Genomic DNA, 1,573 nt, shown 5'->3' with positions numbered 1-1,573 from the left:
TCAGTTTGTAGACAAAAGAGGAAACACCCTTGTCCAAATGGTATAATATACTAGAGGATAGGGGTGTTTTTTATCAATGTATGTAAAAAAAGATCGGGAACCGCAAAAACAAATTAAATTTGTAAGTATAGAGGATTTAGTCCCTCAAGAACATATCTTACGAGATATCGATAAAGCTATTGATTTTAGTTTCATCTATGACGAGGTTAAGGGTCTGTACTCAGAAATCGAGTGGGGAAAACCTGGCATTGATCCAGTCTCTCTCTTTAAAATAGTCTTTATTCAAAGTTTATTTGGTATTCGGAGCATGCGTCAAACTATTAAAGAAATCGAAGTAAATATGGCTTACCGTTGGTTCATTGGGTACGATATCGGAGAAACAATCCCCCACTTTTCAACCTTTGGAAAGAACTACAGTCGGCGTTTTAAGGATACCGATGTCTTTCAGAGGATCTTTGAACAAATCTTGAAAGAAGCAGTTAATTGTGGATTTATAGATGCTAGTGCTGTATTCATCGATGGAACTCATATTAAGGCAAGTGCGAATAAACGTAAGGCTACAAATGCAGTGATCGAGAAACAGGCCAAGAACTATCAAAAACAGTTAGAAGAAGAGATTGCAAAAGATAGAGCCGAACATGGTAAAAAACCGTTAAAGAGCAAAGATCACGACGATGATGAACCTACACCCCCTGCTCCCGAGACGAAAACCATTAAGCAAAGCAAGACAGACCCTGAGAGTGGAGCCTTCCATAAAGGAGAGCATGAAAAATGCTTTGCCTATGTTGCCAATACAGCCTGCGATCGGCATAATTTCGTTCTGGATTTTGAGTTGGGAGCAGGAAATATTCATGACAGCGTGATGTTCGATGGCTTATATAAAAAGGTGCTTTCAAAGTTTTCGGAAGTTAATGTGGTTGCGCTTGATTCAGGCTACAAAACCCCTTGGATTATGAAGCAGATCATAGATACCCAAAGGATACCAGCAGTTCCATACAAACGTCCTATGACAAAGGCTGGTTTTTTCAAAAAATATGAATACGTTTATGACGAATACCATGATTGCATTCTCTGTCCCAACCATCAGGTTTTGACGTATTCCACAACCAACCGTGATGGATATAGGGAGTACAAAAGTGATCCTAAACTTTGCATAAAATGCTCCATGCGTTCTCAATGTACAGAGAGCAAATCTTGTCAAAAGGTTGTACTCCGCCATGTCTGGGAACCTTATATGGAACTCGCAGAAGATTACCGCCATACACCCGAATACAGAGATATTTACAAGTTAAGAAGCGAAACCATTGAGCGTGTGTTTGCTGATGCAAAGGAAAAGCATGCGATGCGTTATACACAATTGCGTGGTCTGCAAAAAGTGAAGATGCAGGTGACGCTTACTTTTGCATGCATGAACTTAAAGAAACTTGCAATGTGGAAGCGAAGAAAGGGTATGCTTCCTTCGTCTTCAGATTATTTGAATCGTTATAGATTCTTTTTTGATTTCCTGTTTTTTACTAAAATCAAAAAAGGTGCCTTGCACTTGGCATAAGGCACCTTTTTGTCTACGGTCTGA

At 39.4% G+C, this 1,573-nt stretch carries 1 pseudogene; it reads left to right on the top strand.

The features are described from left to right. Window positions 1-76: 76 nt before the first annotated feature. Window positions 77-1,573 (top strand): annotated as a pseudogene (locus tag BLS16_RS23030) (IS1182 family transposase); the annotation flags it as partial.

Source organism: Desulfosporosinus hippei DSM 8344, assembly GCF_900100785.1.
Lineage (GTDB): Bacteria > Bacillota > Desulfitobacteriia > Desulfitobacteriales > Desulfitobacteriaceae > Desulfosporosinus > Desulfosporosinus hippei.
This window is presented reverse-complemented; position numbering and strand designations above follow the sequence as displayed.